Below are 16808 nucleotides of genomic sequence, written 5' to 3'. Positions count from 1 at the left end.
TTTGAAACTTTTATCAAAGCTTGCTTTGGTTTCCCTCTCTCTGTTAACTGCAGTGACAATTGTCCTTCCGAAAGGAACTTATGCAGATGCAGTAGAAGGCGACACTGTAGTAACACTTGGGAAAGACCTTACTCTACAGCAACAAGACAGCATCTTAGCTGAAATGAAAGTACCAAATAATGTGAATAAAATTTACGTTACCAACCAAGAAGAACATCAATATTTAGGAAAATATATGTCTGCTGCAACGATCGGAACTCGTGCCCTTTCCTCAGCGAAAATAACAATTGCCGCTTCAGGATCAGGAATTTCTGTTAAAACCAATAATATTACAACCATAACTGATGCTATGTATGCAAATGCAGCAATTACCGCTGGTGTTCGTGATGCGGATATATATGTGACAGCACCTATACGTGTATCTGGTACAGCTGGCTTAACAGGTATTATCAAAGCATTTGAACAAGCAACAGGAAAACAGATCAGCGAAAACCAAAAACAAGTAGCCAACCAAGAGATTGTTCGTACACAAGATGTTGCCAAAGACATTGGTGGAGATTCCAAAACTGCTGGGGACAAAGCTGCACAGTTTATGAACTCTGTAAAACAAGAAATTGCAGATCAAAAACCACAAACTCCACAAGAGTACCGTGACATCATTGTCAATGTAGCTGGGGATCTAAACATCAACTTGAATCAAACAACGATCAATCAATTAGTGCAGTATGGTCAAGCATTCTCTACATTAGATATTAATTATGACCAATTGAGCGATCAAATTTCCAAATTACGCGGGAGTTTGAGTGATGTATTAAGTGTAGACCCACAAGGGATTTTTGATTCTATATTAGAATTCCTTGGAAATATCTTTAGTACGATCGGAAACTTCTTTACATCTTCCTCTTCTCGTCAATAAAGAAGAGATATACAAAAGCCACCCGGAATAATATGGGTGGCTTTTTGTATTTGTGTTATTTACGGACCATCTTATTAAAATAATTTTAAAATGACTCATGAATAACAGTATCTTCTAGCGGTAAGCGTATGGTTTTATACGGAGAAGAAGCAGCAATTCCAGCAGCGATCATCATCACAGGTACATAACGATCAGGAATATGCAAAGTCTCGACTAATTGATCTGCTTGAAATCCACCCATTGGAACAGAATCATATCCCTTTGATTTAATCGCAAGCATCAATTGCATGGCAAATAAGCCCGCATTTAAAAAGGCACTCTCTCTTCTATCAGCTATAGGAGATTGATAAGCCCCATAAATATCCCTTGTTGTCTGCTGGTATATTTCTTCTGACATAAGCCCTGCATTTACTAGTGGCCTATTCACTTTGTCTGCTGTCTTATTCGCTTCTATATCTCCTAAAATAACGAATACAACTGATGCATCTATTACTTGTCTTTGGCTGTAAGCAATTGGCAAAAGTGCTTCCTTCTGCTTAGCATCTTGAACAAGTACCACTTTCCAATGATGAAGATTCCAGGCCGAAGGCGCCGTTTGTGCTAGTTCAAGAATCTCCTGCAACTCGTTTATTGGGATAATATGATTTTTTTGATACTGACGGACAGCATGACGCTCTTTCAATACATCATCGAAAGATTGCACCTTTTCAGCTCTATGCATATTGATCACATTTTTGTTTTTTTGTAATTTCCTTCTTAGAACTGACTCTCCAATAACCTGCTAAATTGGTTCCTAAAACTCCCAGTATTATCATAGCAGCACCAATGATATGAATATAAGTAATCTGTTCATGCAGAAATAAAACCCCTGCCAAAATAGAAACCAATGTACTTAAATTATTAAAAACACTAACTTTATAAGCTTCCAATTTTGAAAGTGCGTAGTTAGAAAGCAAAATGGCAAAAACACCACTAAATGCTGCCAAATAAAAAATGCTAGTTACAAAAACAGGTTGATAGAATGGTTGAAATATCTCTCCTACTGTTCCATTTATGATATGTTGAACAATGCTGATGACAATAAAAACGAAAGAACCTAACATAATAATCACAAAGCTTAAATCGTAAGGTTTGTACGTTTGACTAGAACGGCGAACCAAAATGGTATATACTGCAAAAGTTAAAATGGATAGAAGAAGAAATCCAATACTGCCAATATGATCAATAGAAATGGAGTTTCCTTGCATAGCAAATATGAAAATCACGCCAGAGACAGATAAAATCAAAAATAATCGCTGCCATAAATTTGTTTTCTCTTTCAAAAAGAATGTACCGAGAATTACTGTAAAGATTGGAGTAGTCGCTTGAATGATTCCTCCTTCAGCAGATGATGCACCTAGCAAACCCAACGTTTGAAAAGTAAAAAAGAGAATTGGGTATAAAAGGGCAAACGGAATCAATCGATAAACATTTTTCCATTTAATTTGGAGTCTTATCCAGCCAAATAAAACAGGAATCGCTAGCAATAGAAACGCTAGCAAAAATCGAGCTGCCAAGATATCAAAGGTTGATGCAATAGGAACGATTAATTTCACAAACATAAACGAGAGCCCAATGAATAGGGAATAAGTGATAGCAGCAACATAAGCCATTTTGTTTCCTGGTTTCATGATTTTTAAAACCTCCTATCTAGCAAATTAATTGTCGATCTAACCGACTATGGTAACTATACATCCATAAAAGTATTATGAATATATCGTATTACCGTAACTGTACCGGTACAGAAAGGATGTCCAAAATATATAAATATGAAGAAGTAGTTCAGGACTTGTATCAAAAAATAAGCAATGGAACATGGAAAGAAGGACAAAGTTTACCATCTATTCGCCAACTTGCTGAACTGTATCAATGCAGCAAAAGTACTATCATACGTGCCTATACAAAATTGGAAGAACAGCACATAATCTATGCGATACCACAAAGTGGTTATTATATAGTGAAACAAGAAAAGCAAGAGATCAATAATATTGATCACATCATTGACTTCAGATCTGCCTCTCCTGATTCTACTTTGTTTCCCTATCGAGATTTTCAACATTGTTTAAATCTTGCAATTGACCGATATCAAAAAAGTTTATTTGAATATGGAACACCGCAGGGGCTGCCGTCCCTCCTCAGAGTTATCCAAAGACAACTTACTGATTACCAAGTATTCGCTCGAATCGAGCAATTTGTAATCACTTCAGGTGTCCAACAAGCACTTTCTATCCTTACTTCCATGCCCTTTCCAAGTGGTAAAGAAATAATTCTAATCGAACAGCCCAGTTATTATAAGTTTATTCAAACACTACAGTTGTTGGGTAAAGTCATAATTGGAATTCCTAGAAACATAGATGGTTTTGATTTAGATCTACTCGAATCAATTTTCCGCCAAAATTCAATCAAATTTTTTTATACAATGCCTCGATTACAGAATCCCTTAGGCACCTCTCTTCCTTCAAAACAGAAGAAAGCAATCGCAGAGCTCGCAAAAAAGTACAATGTATATATAGTGGAAGATGATTATTTAGTCGATTTAGAAACTGATAAAAATAATGATCCAATTTTTTCCTATCAAAATGGACATACCATCTATTTAAAAAGCTACTCCAAAATATTGTTTCCTGGTTTGCGTATTGGCGTTTCTATTCTTCCGGAAGAACTAATCGAAACTTTCCGTTCCTATAAAGAATCCCAAGATATCGATAGTTCTATGCTTTCACAAGCAGGTCTAGAAATATATATGAAAAATGGTATGTACCGTTACCATCGAGAAAAATTAAGAAAAGCTTATTCTCACAGAATGAAATTGGTCTATCAGACATTGAAAGCAAATCCTATGCAGGATTATGTCATGTATCCATCTGTGCAAACAGGTGTACATACACATCTTGTTATAAAACAACCAATTTCTTTTACAAACTTAAAGAAAAGGCTGTATAAAAAAACATATTTCTATTGGTTCCATTTCTGATCACTATTTAGATAAACAAAATCGAAGCAATATTATTCACTTAAACATTTCAAATGCAGTGGAAGAAAATATAGCAGATGGAATACAAATGATTTTGTCTGAAATCAAACAAATAGCTGATTTACATCGTCGTCAGTTCTTTTAAAAAGATACAACCGGTTTTTTGTTGTTATCTTCGAATATTTTCCAACCAAGTTTTGTACGCTTTTAGAGAATAAAGTCGATGCTAACTTCATCTTCAAATGCAATTCTCTCTTTTTGAATTGTATATCTACAAACTAAAATTCAATCTAAGGAAATTCCCTTTTCATTTTATGGTATCATGTGCCAGTCTTGTGTCATTTCTTTTTGAAATAGAAAGCAATGATATAATAATTCTATTCATGCAAAAAATTACATCCTACTGGTGGTGATAAATAAGTATGCGAAATGTCATACGATTGAAATGGTTTTGGCTCGGATTATGGGTCGTTTTGTTATCGATAATCTTATGGACAATGCCTTCCATGGATACACTGATTCGGGAAAAAGGACAGCCAAATTTAAATGGTTCCTATTCGTCCAGTACTGCATCCAAGTTACTTGCAGAATTTCATAAAAGCGACAAAGGCGGGAAAAATCTAGATACAATTCTAGTGTTCCATGATCCAAAAGGATTTCAATCAGCAGAAAAAAAGCAAATTGAGCAGAAATTAAAACAAATGCTGGGAAACAAAGCTTTACATATTCAGTCCATCTTAACCCCGTTTGCTAGTAAAGATGCAGAAAAACGGTTATATTCCGCTGACCAAAAAACAATTATGGCAATCGCTAGTGTAGAAAAAACAACACAGACGATTCCTCAAATCCGCACACAGTTTGAACAACAGATGAAAATACAAGGTATTCAGACGTATATTACTGGCGATGGATTCATTGAAGAAGATTATGCACAAAATTCCATTGATGGCGTGAAAAAAACAGAACTTTTTACTGTAATCTTTATCGTTCTTGTTCTCATTCTGGTTTTTCGTTCCCTGATTACACCTGTTATATCTTTGCTTATTGTTGGTGTAGCATACCTAATCTCGCAAGGGGCAGTTGGATTATTGGTAGAATACTTTGATTTCCCTTTTGCCAATACCACACAGATTTTTCTCATCCTTGTTTTGTTTGGAGTAGGAACAGACTACAATATATTACTATTTATGCGCTTTAAAGAAGAATTGGGTCAAGGAAAAGGCTTAATTACTTCTATTGTAGAAACATATCGCACAGCTGGGAAAACCGTATTTTTTAGTGGATTAGCAGTATTGATTGGATTCACGATGCTGGGATTTTCCACATTTTCGATTTACCAATCAGCGGTGGCTGTGGCCATTGGAGTAATCTTTTTACTTGGTGCGCTCTTCACAATCAACCCAATAATAATGGCACTGATGGCTCAACGATTGTTCTGGCCGTTAAAGAAATTTCATGGTCATGGTCAAAATCGCTTATGGTCGCGTCTTGGGCATTTTTCGGTCATCCGAGTATCAGTAAGTATTCTTTTAGTCGTCGTTTTGTGTGTTCCTGTGTTTCTTTTCTATAAAGATAAATTATCTTTTGACAACCTTGCAGAAATTGGTTCCGATTCTCCTTCTGTGAAAGGATTTACGATTGTTTCTCAATCTTTTGGATCAGGACAAATCTTACCTACTACTCTTGTCATCAAATCCAAAACACCGATGGACACAGCGGATGGTCTGGCTTTCTTGGATCAAATACACGAACGTTTGACACAAGTAAAAGGAGTAAAAGATGTTTATGGTCCTACTCGTCCTAACGGCGAATACATCAATGACTTATACTTGTCGAAACAGACCAAAGGAGTAAGTTCAGGAATCGGACAATCCAGTGATGGTTTGGGGAAAATCACACAAGGTCTGTCTACGGTATCCGATAAGATAAAAACTTCCACCTCTGGTGACTTAAATGATATCAATAAGTTAATTGAAGGAACGGTCTCCGTTCGCTCTGGTCTCAGTGAAGTACAAACAGCATTAACCCAGATAAACCAAGGCGTAAAGCAAGGAGCATCTGGCGCAAAACAAATTGAATCTGGATTGGCTACTTTGGAAAGCTCATTAAAGAAAGTGAACAGTTCTACCAAACAGTTACTTGCTGGTTATACCAAAATTAACAGCAGTATCGGGCAGCTCTCTACCGGCTATCAAGGAATTGCTGCAGGAATCAATAGTTTAGGAACATTAAACGGCTCCATGCAGACTGCGATTGCATCCATGGAAAAAAATCATCCCGAATTAGAAGGCGATGCAGATTTTACCAGCTTGAAAAACTCGAGTAATAACATGAATCAAGCACTGCCAATATTACAGAAATCCATCACGCAGCTTAATAGTTCATTGACAGCTTTAAATAATAGTTTATCTGCTGCAAACAAAGGATTATCACAAATTACAAGTGCGCAAACGCAAATTGCCTCTGGAACAGGAAAATTAAAAGATGGTGCTGGTAAATTGGCTGAAGGTCTCAAACAAGGAGCAAATGGGCAGTCGCAAGTAATCGCATCGATCCCTTCCATGAATGAAGGTTTAGGAGCAATAACGAATGGACAACGTCAGGTTTTAGCTGGGTTAAACGATTTTGAATCGAAAATGAAGCAATTGCAAGAAGGATTGTCACAGAGTGTAACAGGGTTAGATAAGATCAACAATGGTTTGAATTCCGCAAATAATTATTTGACAGAGGTTACAGGCGAAGGCTCAGCATATGGAACATTTTTTGTCCCGAAAGAAGTTCGTAACAGCAAAATGTTCCAGTCGGCACTGGACATATACATGTCCAAAGATCGCAAAATCGTGACTTGGACGATACCTTTATCCGTTGACCCATATTCAAAAAATGCAATGGGTGTCGCCCATGAAATCGATAAAACAATACGAGAAGCAATTTCTCACACCCCATACAACAATATCCAAATCGGAACTGGCGGAGTATCCTCTGCTAACTACGATTTGAGCAACATTTCCAATAAAGACTTCTCCCTAACGATTATATTGATGTTAGCAGGTATAGGAGTATTACTTCTCATCATGTATCGATCAGTATGGATCACAATTACAATACTAGGTACTTTGATTCTCGCATACTATTTTTCTTTGACCATCTCAGAAAACATCTTTATTCACTTCTTTGATGTGTCAGGATTATCATGGACCATTCCGTTTTTTGCTTTCATCATGGTAATCGCGCTTGGTGTAGATTATAGTATTTTCGTCATGATGCGTTATAAAGAATACAAACATCAAGGAATGGTAGTGGCAATACTCAAAGCAGTTGAACGCACAGGCAGTGTAGTCATTTCTGCTGCGATCATCTTAGCTGGAACATTTGCTGCCATGTATCCATCTGGTGTAACTACACTCGTACAAATTGCAACAGTAGTAATTATTGCCCTTTTGTTGCTGGCATTTGTACTATTACCAATGGTCTTACCTGCATCGATCTCTTTGTTGGACCGCATTTTAAAGAGCGACCAAGAAACAGTGGTTCCGGAAAGAAAAGAAGATATATATTTGTAAGTAGAGGCGTAATTAATATGAGTTCGATATCCAAAATCAATGCTCCAAAAAATAAAGTATGGGATGCAATTACCAAAACAGAATTAGTAAAACAATGGCAGTACAATAGTGACCTTATCACTGATTGGCAAATCGGTAGTGATATTCGTTAACTAAATGAATGGGAAGCAAGTATTTATGAACAAAATGGAAAAGTGTTAGAGGTCAAGCCATACGAGGTCATCAAATACACCCTGTTTGCACCACGGCCTGGTCTAGAAGATGCACCTGAAAATTATTTTGTCATGAGTTACTTGCTGACTGATGATGCTAACGGCACATTGTTGACCATTAAACAAGAAGATAATAGACAGATGGAGAACGTTCCAGAAACCGATGATCAAGAATCACCTATTTTAAAGTCGTTAAAAGATCTAGTAGAACAAAATATATAAAAAGAAAGAAACTAGCTAAAAACAGCTAGTTTCTTTTGTTTACTGTATCTAATGATGCTTATCGTTATCATCACGCTGGTGGAATATCCACCAGCGCATATTACTCTTTCATTGGTATCAACGCCACTGCTGAGGGCCGATCCAGATCTGATTCGCATAAGGAGCTGGCAAAATGAAAATGTCGCCATCATATCCTTCAACATCAAAAAAATCATCTCGCAAATTACCCTCTTCAAAGATTGCATTAGGAATAGAAATAGAAAACTCTTTCTGGGTCTTAGTCTCTCTATCTTCATAATTTCCTTTTACTCGATGAAGAGAACCTGTATCGCCTTCGATGATCAGAAACCCTTTGTCTGTAAGAGAGAGCTTCAGATCACCCGAATATTCAACAGTGTAAATTCCGATTTGCTTAGTAGTCTTCTTCATGCTATCTCCAATGAAAAAGTAACGATTTACTTACTTCTTAATTATATTTTTAACATTACCAATCTTCAATATTCATTTATGACTTACTATTCCACATCATATTACCGCGCTGATGGATACCCACCAGCGCGTTTTACTCCTCTACCGGTATTAATATTCGCTATTTTGCGTAAGACCAAACCATACAAAATGCTTAAATCTATCAAAAGAAACAAAAATGTCGCCAGTCATTTTGTCATGACGACAACCAGATCCCAGAACACCTTTTTGGAAATTCACATCAAGAAAAGAAATAGAGAACTTCTTTTTGCTGTTATCCTTCTTATCTGTATAATTTCCGGTAATTTGGTGAAGGGTACCGGTGCCTCCTTCGATAATCAGATGCTCTGTATCTGTAAAAGAAAATCTGAGATCACCTGAGTACTCTACAGTATAAATTCCAACTTTTTTGGTGGTCTTAGCCATGCCATCTCCAATACAAGAGTAACTATTGCTTACTTCTTAAGTATATTTGATCAATCTTAGTTCTTTCAATAAGTATGCTCTGTATAAACAAATACCATTTTTACAAAAACTAAATAAAACCAATATCTATCTTTTAAGACATTAGAGAAATAAATTTTTAAGAGCAGAACCACCCATTTGTTAAGATTTTATCCTTTTTGCAAGCTATGACGATTTCTTGACGCTCGATAGATGTTGGGAGTACAATAAGAAACGTTGAAGAACCATGAAAATGATTATTTTCGGTAATGAGAAATGGAGGCTTAGTTGTGAGCAATCAGACCGATTTTCTCAACCGGCGGCTTCACTCCCTTCTTGGTGTGATACCGGTTGGCTTTTTTTTGCTTGAACACCTTTATACGAACTATCATGCAACACAAGGCGCAGACGAATTTGTTGATGCTGTAAACTTTTTATGGGGTATTCCCATTTTGCCTGTCCTTGAAATTTTCTTCATTTTTATTCCTCTGATGTACCATGCGTTTTATGGTCTGTACATTGTATTTCGAGCTCGAAATAATGTAAGTCAGTTTGGAACGTTTCGTAATTATATGTTTCTTCTCCAACGTGTAACTGGAGTAATTACTCTTATCTTTATATTATGGCACGTTTGGGAAACCCGGGTTCATGTTCTATTGACACCTGGTATAACAGCAGATGGACTTGCAACACACACTGCAAGCATTTTATCTGGTAATGTAACAGCTATTTTATATGGAATAGGGCTTGTATCAACTGTATTTCACTTTTGTAACGGTATGTGGTCCTTCCTTGTAAGTTGGGGCGTCACCATTGGTCCACGTGCACAACTCGTTTCCACATGGGTTTGGATTGTTGCTTTTATCGTTCTCTCCTATTTCGGCATTGCATCGATAGCTGCATTCCATGATCCAAACTTTGCAAATAATGTATCAGCATTGCGATAGAAGGGAGCTTTACCAATGAATGAAAAACTGATTATCGTTGGGGGCGGTTTAGCAGGATTAGCTGCTGCTATGCGATCTGCTGAAGCTGGTGCTACTGTTGAACTATTCTCCATAGTACCCGTAAAACGCTCCCACTCCGTCTGTGCACAAGGCGGTATCAATGGAGCAGTGAACACAAAAGGAGAAGGAGATTCTCCATGGGTACACTTTGATGACACGATTTATGGAGGAGACTTCCTGGCTAACCAACCTCCTGTAAAAGCGATGTGTGAAGCAGCACCAGGTATTATTTATTTAATGGATCGTATGGGAGTTCCATTCAACCGTACACCAGAAGGTTTGATTGACTTCCGTCGTTTTGGAGGAACAAAACATCATCGTACTGCGTTTGCTGGTGCGACAACAGGTCAACAACTTCTTTATGCATTGGACGAGCAGGTACGTCGCTATGAAGTAGAAGGAAAAGTAGTAAAATACGAACACTGGGAATTCCTTTCCATCGTTCAAGATGATGAAGGCAGATGCCGTGGTATTGTTGCTCAAAATATGAGAAGTAATGAAATTAAAGCTTTTTCTGCCGATGCAGTAATTTTAGCCACTGGCGGCCCTGGTATTATTTTTGGTAAAACCACCAACTCTATGATCAATACAGGAACCGCAGCAAGCAGTGTTTACCAGCAGGGTGCTCATTACGCAAATGGTGAGTTTATTCAAGTTCACCCTACTGCAATTCCTGGAGATGACAAATTACGTCTCATGTCCGAATCGGCTCGCGGCGAAGGCGGTCGTATCTGGACATACAAAGACGGTAAACCTTGGTATTTCTTAGAGGAGAAATATCCAGCATATGGGAACCTCGTTCCACGTGATATCGCCACCCGTGAAATCTTCAAAGTTTGTGTCGATATGAAACTCGGTGTAAACGGCGAAAACATGGTATATCTCGATCTATCTCATAAAGATCCAAAAGAATTGGATATTAAATTAGGCGGTATTATCGAGATTTATGAGAAATTTATCGGAGAAGACCCACGTAAAGTACCAATGAAAATCTTCCCTGCGGTTCACTACTCAATGGGTGGTCTATGGGTAGACTTTGATCAAATGACCAATATCCCAGGTTTATTTGCAGCTGGGGAATGCGAGTACCAATATCATGGTGCAAACCGCCTCGGTGCAAACTCTCTTCTTTCCTGTATTTTTGGTGGTTTGATTACTGGACCAAAAGCGATCGAATACATACGGGGATTGGATAAATCAGTCCAAGACTTCGATCCTTCTTTCTCTGAATCACAACAGAAAGAACAAGAAGCGAAATACGAAAATATTCTTAAGATGGAAGGCACAGAAAATGCTTATGTCATCCATCGTGAACTTGGAGAATGGATGACAGACAATGTTACTGTTGTTCGTTACAATGATCGTTTAAAACAAACAGATGAGAAAATTCAAGAATTAATCGAACGCTATAAAAAGATCAATATGGTGGATACGAGCAGATGGAGTAACTCCGCTGCACCATTTACACGCCATCTCTGGAATATGCTGCAGCTATCTCGTGTTATCACATTGGGAGCACTCAATCGTAATGAAAGTCGTGGAGCACATTACAAACCAGAATTCCCAGAACGCGATGATGAAAACTTCCTAAAGACAACTAAAGCTCGTTTTACTCCAGATGGGCCAGAACTAAGTTATGAAGATGTCGATGTTTCATTAATTAAGCCACGTGCACGCCGTTACGATGTGGCGAAAGGAAGTGACAAGAAATGAGTGAACAAACTACAACAGCAGCAGAACAACAACAAACCGTTCACTTGATTTTTACTCGACAAGATGGTCCTGACAGCAAAGCCTATCAAGAAGAATTCCGAGTACCATATAAGAAGAATATGAACATTATTTCTTGTATGATGGAAATTCAACGCAATCCAGTCAACAGCAAAGGGGAAACCGTCGCTCCAATTCAGTGGGAATCCAACTGTCTAGAGGAAGTATGTGGAGCCTGTTCGATGGTCATCAATGGCAAACCCCGCCAAGCATGTACTGCCTTAGTAGACAAACTGCAACAACCGATTCGCATTGGTCCAATGAGTACTTTCCCAGTTATCCGTGATTTAGTCGTCAACCGCGGGCGCATGTTTGATGCATTGAAAAAAGTAAAAGCATGGGTACCAGTTGACGGTACACACGATCTGGGTCCAGCTCCCCGCCAATCTGCTACTGAGCAGCAATGGCGTTATGAGCTATCCAAATGTATGACTTGCGGGGTATGTCTCGAAGCTTGTCCAAATGTGAACGATAACTCAGCATTTATCGGACCTTTTGCTGTAGGTCAAGTAACCTTGTTCAATACACACCCAACTGGCAAGCTCAATAAAGAGGAACGTACCGAAGCATTGATTTCGGATGGTGGATTGCAACAGTGCGGAAACTCGCAAAACTGTGTACAAGCATGTCCAAAAGGAATTCCACTAACGACTGCCATTGCGACGATGAACCGCGAAGCAACAAAACATATGTTTAAAAAATGGTTGTCTTTCTAAGTTTCTTTGATAAAGCATTTCTCGATCACCGAGAAGTGCTTTTTTGTTTTTATCGATATTTCATTCCTGTCATTACTCGTTAAAGTCATTCTCATACAAAACTAATTAAATCACTTTACACCAAATTACATTATTACACCATTTCAAATTCTGATATAATTTCTACAAGTACAAGTGATCATAAGGAGTGTCATGAGCTTCACAATCCTTCGTCAGCGGGATGACAGCGACTCTCTTCTCCTTGGAGATATCAAGGAGTCAGTCCTTCAATCCATTCCTGACTGTAAGAAGAAAACGGCATCCAAATTCCTAAGCTCCACATTCAAGAAACTGGACAAGGATCAGCGTTACCTCTTCCTGAAGGCGATGCCCCTTTTCTTTTCCAGGCTTGAAACTGCCATGCATGAGAGTTCTCCTTGGGTGCCTGGGTTGACAGTCCAGGAAAGCATCCAAATCTCAGCACGATTTGCCATGCTCTCAGCTGAGATGGAAGAAGCTGTGAAGCTTTCTCTCTTCTTCTATGCCAAACGGCTTCAAGCTCAGCAGGTAAATGAAAGCCGCTTGCGCCGATCTCAGTCAAGGAAGCCGTACCAGTTCCCTGCGGAAATCATCATGCTTCATTCTCTTTTTGAAGAAGCAGATGATTACTTGGACACTGCCAACCGTGTCTTCCAGTTCGAGATTTCCCATTACACCGCTGCGCTGTTCAAATTGGATGGGCAGCAGCGTCAGGAATTGGATGACTGGATCTCCGTACTGACCAAAGCTCCTTGCTCTCAGCTGATGAATACAGCTCGCAAGCTTATTAGCTGATCGAGCTTCTTTCGAGTTAGTCTTGGAGTCCAGCTCTGCACACAGATCATGGTCACGGGCAGCAGATCATTCTGTTGCCCATCCATTTTCAAATGATCCATTCATGGTATAAATAAATTTAATTTGTCCCTTACGCATTCCTCAAAAAAGGAAATAGTATATTCCTGCACAGAAAATTCTTATCATTTATCTCTCATTTATTGAAAATACCGGTTAACTTCCTTACAATAAAATTAAGGTAAAAGCGACCACACAAGGAGTATGTACCGTGAGCATCAAGTCTGTGCTTCGGAAGTTCATTGACTCGACCGAGATTCGTAAGCAGGAGATGGAAGGCTTCATTGAGGAGCTTCCCGAGGGCGACCGTGCAGAGGCAACCAGCGTGATGGAAAGCTTCGTCGACAGTTTCAGTGTCAAGGATCTCCAGTCACTGCTGACGATCTACATGGAGCTGACGATCTACCAGCGAGTCCGCTTCCTCCAGGCACTCACGCTGTTCAACGAGCGCTTCCGTTTCCGTCAGTACGAATATCACATGAACAAGGAACTGCCTGTCCAGGACCGAATTCGGCTGGCAGAAGCTTTTGCCAAGCTTTCTTCCACGATGCTGGAAGTGATCAAGCTGTGCATTGAGTTCAGTGTTCTGAAGTCGGAAACGCCGAGGTACACCGACAGCAACGGCTACAAAACGCTGAATGCCCTGTTCAACGAAATCGGTGAGGGATGTGACAAGATGAATGTCATCCACATCCGAACGAAGAACATGGAAGAAGTGAGCGCTGAGCTCTTCAAGGCTCAGCGCAAGCTGAAATCAAAGGAAAACCAGAAGATTGAGCTCTGGCTTGACTGTCTGTCGAGCCCTGTTCTCGGGGGTCACCTCAAGGCGGCTCGCGAGCTGCTTGAGCAGTGAGACTGACAACTCACAAGGCATATCTGCTTTGTGTGGTCGCGGGCAGTGAATCCCATTCGCTGCCCGTCCATTTTCATCTGCTGATTAATTTTCCAATATACATAAAAAACATGAAATTTTCGTAATAATACCCACAAAACAATAGCAACTCCAATATCTTCAATCGGATAATGATATAATTTTTTAAATACAAAATAAATTACATTTCAAGTAGGAAAATAAAATAAACGAAGAGAATACTTTTGTAGATGGGAGTATATCATTTAATTACATCAAGAAAGGTCGTTCATATGTATATTATAACGCTTATATTGGAACTTACCCCAGAAACTGATTTTAAAGCCACGATTGACTACTATGAGAAAAAAATTGCCCCTGCATCTCTACGCATACCAGGTATTGAGAAGATTAACTGTGTACAATTAAAATCCACACCCTATAATGAATATGACCGAACACCTCTACGCAATCTCTTTTATCAAATTCAAATATCATTTTCCTCCGAAGATGCTGTAGAAGAAGCACTGCAAAAGCCAGAAACGATGAAATTAATTAAACGTTTTCTCATCTCAAGCAAATGTAACTTTCACTGGTTTGTGGGACACGAACAAACCTATTATGCGCAGCTGCAAAAAGAAAGTTCTTAATATGTAACCGTAAACATAATGCATATGCTTCAATCATTAAACGCTCAACTATACTCCATCCGATAAGCAAAACATTTACTGAAAAATGGAAATAAGAGGTCTTTATACGTTTCTTATAAGAATAGGAAAAACCACACATCGTTTGTGTGGTTTTTTATATGGTGAACTGTTTTTAGAAACAAAGAAACTTCATTATAGAAAACTTGCATGGAAAACTCAAAACGACAAAAGCCCTGCCTCTCTTTCATCTTTGCGGCTCCGATGACCGCGCCAAATGAATTGGGCTTCCAATACTAGAACTTTCTCTGCTTTCATGTATTACTAGTTACTACCAAAAAGAAATTATATCATCAAATCATAATTGATGCAACTAATTGAAAATAATATCGATTCTTTTTCTATCGTATTCCAAAATCCAATTTAAATATATGTTATGTATTGTTTCTAAAGAACTCTTTGAACTTGCAATCATATCACATCCTCGATCATCGTAAATGAAAAAAATGATTCCTTTACCAATATGAAAGTATGATCTATCACTCTACTACTAGTTATGATAGTCTTTCCAATATAGCAACCGCAGGACGAATCGGAGGATAAAAGAATGAGCGACATCGAAAGATTCACCTACTACATGGAAAAGAAAAAACACATATTGGATAAACCCTTTTCTCCTAATGATACAGTTGGATATCTTGCAATTGTTGAAATCCCCCATGTATTTCAGCTTGCAACAATTACTGCAGCGAATTTAAAACGATTTCAAAAAGAGGTATCTAGTTTCCCTTATTATTTCGCTTGGAAATTATCAAATTTAAAGAATGTAACTGCTTTTATAGAGCTCATGCTAGATTATTTGAATGAGAACCAGTTAGATAATAGCAAAGTAGAAGATGATTGTTTTGATTTATTGATTCATGAAATAAAACCCTTTATCATCAAGGAAATTGATCCTTACTCTACTTTATAGCACGCTGAATTTCTCACTTGTTAAAAATTACCATTTTTTAGATTTTGTGTCGTAATACGCTTGTAACATTCATAGCATAGAGTAGGTTACTAAAGCGAGGTATGACATAGAATGATTCAAAAACAAGCCATTAACGAAACAGCCAAACTTCACATAAATAGAAGAGACTTTATCAAACGCAGTTTTTATTTTTTATCTGGATTAATAGGCATCACTGGTTTAACTAGTGCATATTCCCGTTGGATTGAGCCATACCAACTGGAAACAACCAAAGTCGATATTACTCTCCGCAACTTACCTTCGAGTTTTCATAACTTCACTATTTGTCACTTTAGTGATCTTCATTTGGGCTTTCATCTTGAGATAGACGATCTTTCTCCACTTATCTACGCCATTCAAAATGAAGTTCCCGACTGTATTTGTTTTACAGGGGATTTATTTGATAAGGAGCCAAACAATCTCAAAAAAACAACAAAACTGCTCTCTCAATTAGAAGCTCCGTATGGGAAATATGCTGTCTTTGGCAACCATGATAATTGGTCGAACCAGCAGTCCGTGAAACATGTTTTGAAGAAAGCTGGATTTGAACTATTAGTAAATAAACACATCTCATTAAAAAGAAAGACAAACAATCTCTATATCGCTGGAATTGATGATCCTTGGGTTGGAGATGCAGATATCGAGGCCTCTTTACGTGGTATTCCAGAAGATAATTGCGTGATACTTCTATCCCATGAGCCTGATTTCGCGGATGAATTTTATCGTTATCCCATTGACTTACAATTATCCGGGCATAGCCACGGCGGACAAGTCCGAATTCCTTTTGCAGGGGCTCTCTATACACCACCCCACTCAAGTAAATATCCCTATGGTTTAAATAGAGTTAAAAATAGCGAGTATCAAGTGTACACGACAAGAGGCATTGGAATGACTCGCATGCCTATTCGTTTTCATTGTAAACCTGAACTAACGATAATCACATTAAAATCACAATCCGAATAAAACGCTACGAAGCGAGAGATAATCTCGCTTTTTGAATACATTTTTACTGAATTTTATATTCCGAACTTCATTTATAACCTTTTTTTGCAATTACACGAATAACTATTTACATGTACTTGTTTGTTCTCAAATATG

Annotated in this window: 18 protein-coding genes; 13 read left to right on the top strand and 5 right to left on the bottom strand. The window is 38.2% G+C overall.

Annotated features, from left to right (window positions below; genetic code table 11):
• Position 1: 1 nt before the first annotated feature.
• Positions 2–916 carry a DUF1002 domain-containing protein gene (locus AC5WOC_RS20660; protein ID WP_496057314.1) on the top strand — a complete coding sequence of 305 codons (915 nt, stop codon included), beginning with the start codon at positions 2–4 and terminating at the stop codon, positions 914–916.
• A gap of 85 nt (positions 917–1001) precedes the next feature.
• On the opposite strand, the gene AC5WOC_RS20655 is transcribed toward AC5WOC_RS20660, so the two are convergent.
• The gene (locus AC5WOC_RS20655; RefSeq protein WP_496057313.1) at positions 1002–1619 is read right to left on the bottom strand and encodes a nitroreductase family protein; all 618 of its coding nucleotides are present in this window, start codon (positions 1617–1619) and stop codon (positions 1002–1004) included.
• A gap of 10 nt (positions 1620–1629) precedes the next feature.
• The gene (locus tag AC5WOC_RS20650; RefSeq protein WP_496057312.1) at positions 1630–2586 is read right to left on the bottom strand and encodes a DMT family transporter; all 957 of its coding nucleotides are present in this window, start codon (positions 2584–2586) and stop codon (positions 1630–1632) included.
• Between the two features lie 119 nt (positions 2587–2705).
• Here AC5WOC_RS20650 and AC5WOC_RS20645 point away from each other — a divergent pair, with 119 nt between their 5' ends.
• From AC5WOC_RS20645 to AC5WOC_RS20630, 4 genes are all read left to right on the top strand, one after another.
• Positions 2706–3929, top strand: a complete 1224-nt coding sequence (locus AC5WOC_RS20645) for an aminotransferase-like domain-containing protein (RefSeq protein ID WP_496057311.1) — start codon at positions 2706–2708, stop codon at positions 3927–3929.
• A gap of 422 nt (positions 3930–4351) precedes the next feature.
• Positions 4352–7492, top strand: coding sequence for an MMPL family transporter (locus tag AC5WOC_RS20640; protein WP_496057310.1), 3141 nt, complete (start codon positions 4352–4354; stop codon positions 7490–7492).
• Positions 7493–7509: 17 nt separating this feature from the next.
• Entirely contained in the window at positions 7510–7644 is a 135-nt protein-coding gene (locus tag AC5WOC_RS20635) for an SRPBCC domain-containing protein (protein ID WP_496057309.1), read from the top strand.
• A gap of 21 nt (positions 7645–7665) precedes the next feature.
• Positions 7666–7926 carry an SRPBCC family protein gene (locus AC5WOC_RS20630; RefSeq protein WP_496057334.1) on the top strand — a complete coding sequence of 87 codons (261 nt, stop codon included), beginning with the start codon at positions 7666–7668 and terminating at the stop codon, positions 7924–7926.
• Positions 7927–8043: 117 nt separating this feature from the next.
• Here the strand turns inward: AC5WOC_RS20630 and AC5WOC_RS20625 are convergent, their stop codons facing one another.
• Both AC5WOC_RS20625 and AC5WOC_RS20620 read right to left on the bottom strand, forming a co-directional pair.
• Positions 8044–8355, bottom strand: a complete 312-nt coding sequence (locus AC5WOC_RS20625; RefSeq protein WP_496057308.1) for a hypothetical protein — start codon at positions 8353–8355, stop codon at positions 8044–8046.
• A 150-nt stretch (positions 8356–8505) separates the two neighbouring features.
• The gene (locus tag AC5WOC_RS20620) at positions 8506–8820 is read right to left on the bottom strand and encodes a hypothetical protein (protein ID WP_496057307.1); all 315 of its coding nucleotides are present in this window, start codon (positions 8818–8820) and stop codon (positions 8506–8508) included.
• A gap of 308 nt (positions 8821–9128) precedes the next feature.
• On the opposite strand from AC5WOC_RS20620, the gene AC5WOC_RS20615 reads away from it, so the two are divergent.
• From AC5WOC_RS20615 to AC5WOC_RS20590, 6 genes are all read left to right on the top strand, one after another.
• Positions 9129–9785: a succinate dehydrogenase cytochrome b558 subunit gene (locus AC5WOC_RS20615; RefSeq protein ID WP_496057306.1), complete on the top strand. Its 657-nt coding sequence runs from the start codon at positions 9129–9131 to the stop codon at positions 9783–9785.
• Positions 9786–9800: 15 nt separating this feature from the next.
• Positions 9801–11558, top strand: a complete 1758-nt coding sequence (gene sdhA / locus AC5WOC_RS20610) for a succinate dehydrogenase flavoprotein subunit (protein WP_496057305.1) — start codon at positions 9801–9803, stop codon at positions 11556–11558.
• Positions 11555–12331 carry a succinate dehydrogenase iron-sulfur subunit gene (gene sdhB, locus AC5WOC_RS20605; RefSeq protein ID WP_496057304.1) on the top strand — a complete coding sequence of 259 codons (777 nt, stop codon included), beginning with the start codon at positions 11555–11557 and terminating at the stop codon, positions 12329–12331. The genes sdhA and sdhB overlap by 4 nt, the downstream gene beginning before the upstream one ends.
• A 192-nt stretch (positions 12332–12523) precedes the next feature.
• Positions 12524–13144, top strand: a complete 621-nt coding sequence (locus tag AC5WOC_RS20600) for a hypothetical protein (RefSeq protein ID WP_496057303.1) — start codon at positions 12524–12526, stop codon at positions 13142–13144.
• 268 nt (positions 13145–13412) lie between these two features.
• On the top strand, positions 13413–14054 hold the full coding sequence (locus tag AC5WOC_RS20595) for a hypothetical protein (RefSeq protein WP_496057302.1): 642 nt from the start codon (positions 13413–13415) through the stop codon (positions 14052–14054).
• 290 nt (positions 14055–14344) lie between these two features.
• Positions 14345–14701, top strand: coding sequence for a hypothetical protein (locus tag AC5WOC_RS20590; RefSeq protein WP_496057301.1), 357 nt, complete (start codon positions 14345–14347; stop codon positions 14699–14701).
• Between the two features lie 370 nt (positions 14702–15071).
• Here the strand turns inward: AC5WOC_RS20590 and AC5WOC_RS20585 are convergent, their stop codons facing one another.
• Positions 15072–15221, bottom strand: coding sequence for a DUF3885 domain-containing protein (locus tag AC5WOC_RS20585; RefSeq protein WP_496057333.1), 150 nt, complete (start codon positions 15219–15221; stop codon positions 15072–15074).
• A gap of 84 nt (positions 15222–15305) precedes the next feature.
• Between AC5WOC_RS20585 and AC5WOC_RS20580 the strand changes: the two genes are divergently transcribed.
• Positions 15306–15671, top strand: a complete 366-nt coding sequence (locus AC5WOC_RS20580; protein WP_496057300.1) for a hypothetical protein — start codon at positions 15306–15308, stop codon at positions 15669–15671.
• Positions 15672–15782: 111 nt separating this feature from the next.
• Positions 15783–16673: a metallophosphoesterase gene (locus AC5WOC_RS20575; RefSeq protein WP_496057299.1), complete on the top strand. Its 891-nt coding sequence runs from the start codon at positions 15783–15785 to the stop codon at positions 16671–16673.
• Positions 16674–16808: the final 135 nt, after the last annotated feature.

The sequence above is a fragment of the Shimazuella sp. NTD247 genome, from assembly GCF_059510415.1.
This window is presented reverse-complemented; position numbering and strand designations above follow the sequence as displayed.

Excerpts from the sequence above, each read along its gene's own strand:
- AC5WOC_RS20650 (WP_496057312.1), bottom strand. The coding sequence starts at position 2,586 with ATGAAACCAGGAAACAAAATGGCTTATGTTGCTGCTATCACTTATTCC.
- AC5WOC_RS20645 (WP_496057311.1), top strand. The coding sequence starts at position 2,706 with ATGTCCAAAATATATAAATATGAAGAAGTAGTTCAGGACTTGTATCAA.
- AC5WOC_RS20640 (WP_496057310.1), top strand. The coding sequence starts at position 4,352 with ATGCGAAATGTCATACGATTGAAATGGTTTTGGCTCGGATTATGGGTC.
- AC5WOC_RS20635 (WP_496057309.1), top strand. The coding sequence starts at position 7,510 with ATGAGTTCGATATCCAAAATCAATGCTCCAAAAAATAAAGTATGGGAT.
- AC5WOC_RS20625 (WP_496057308.1), bottom strand. The coding sequence starts at position 8,355 with ATGAAGAAGACTACTAAGCAAATCGGAATTTACACTGTTGAATATTCG.
- AC5WOC_RS20620 (WP_496057307.1), bottom strand. The coding sequence starts at position 8,820 with ATGGCTAAGACCACCAAAAAAGTTGGAATTTATACTGTAGAGTACTCA.
- sdhA (WP_496057305.1), top strand. The coding sequence starts at position 9,801 with ATGAATGAAAAACTGATTATCGTTGGGGGCGGTTTAGCAGGATTAGCT.
- sdhB (WP_496057304.1), top strand. The coding sequence starts at position 11,555 with ATGAGTGAACAAACTACAACAGCAGCAGAACAACAACAAACCGTTCAC.
- AC5WOC_RS20600 (WP_496057303.1), top strand. The coding sequence starts at position 12,524 with ATGAGCTTCACAATCCTTCGTCAGCGGGATGACAGCGACTCTCTTCTC.
- AC5WOC_RS20590 (WP_496057301.1), top strand. The coding sequence starts at position 14,345 with ATGTATATTATAACGCTTATATTGGAACTTACCCCAGAAACTGATTTT.
- AC5WOC_RS20580 (WP_496057300.1), top strand. The coding sequence starts at position 15,306 with ATGAGCGACATCGAAAGATTCACCTACTACATGGAAAAGAAAAAACAC.
- AC5WOC_RS20575 (WP_496057299.1), top strand. The coding sequence starts at position 15,783 with ATGATTCAAAAACAAGCCATTAACGAAACAGCCAAACTTCACATAAAT.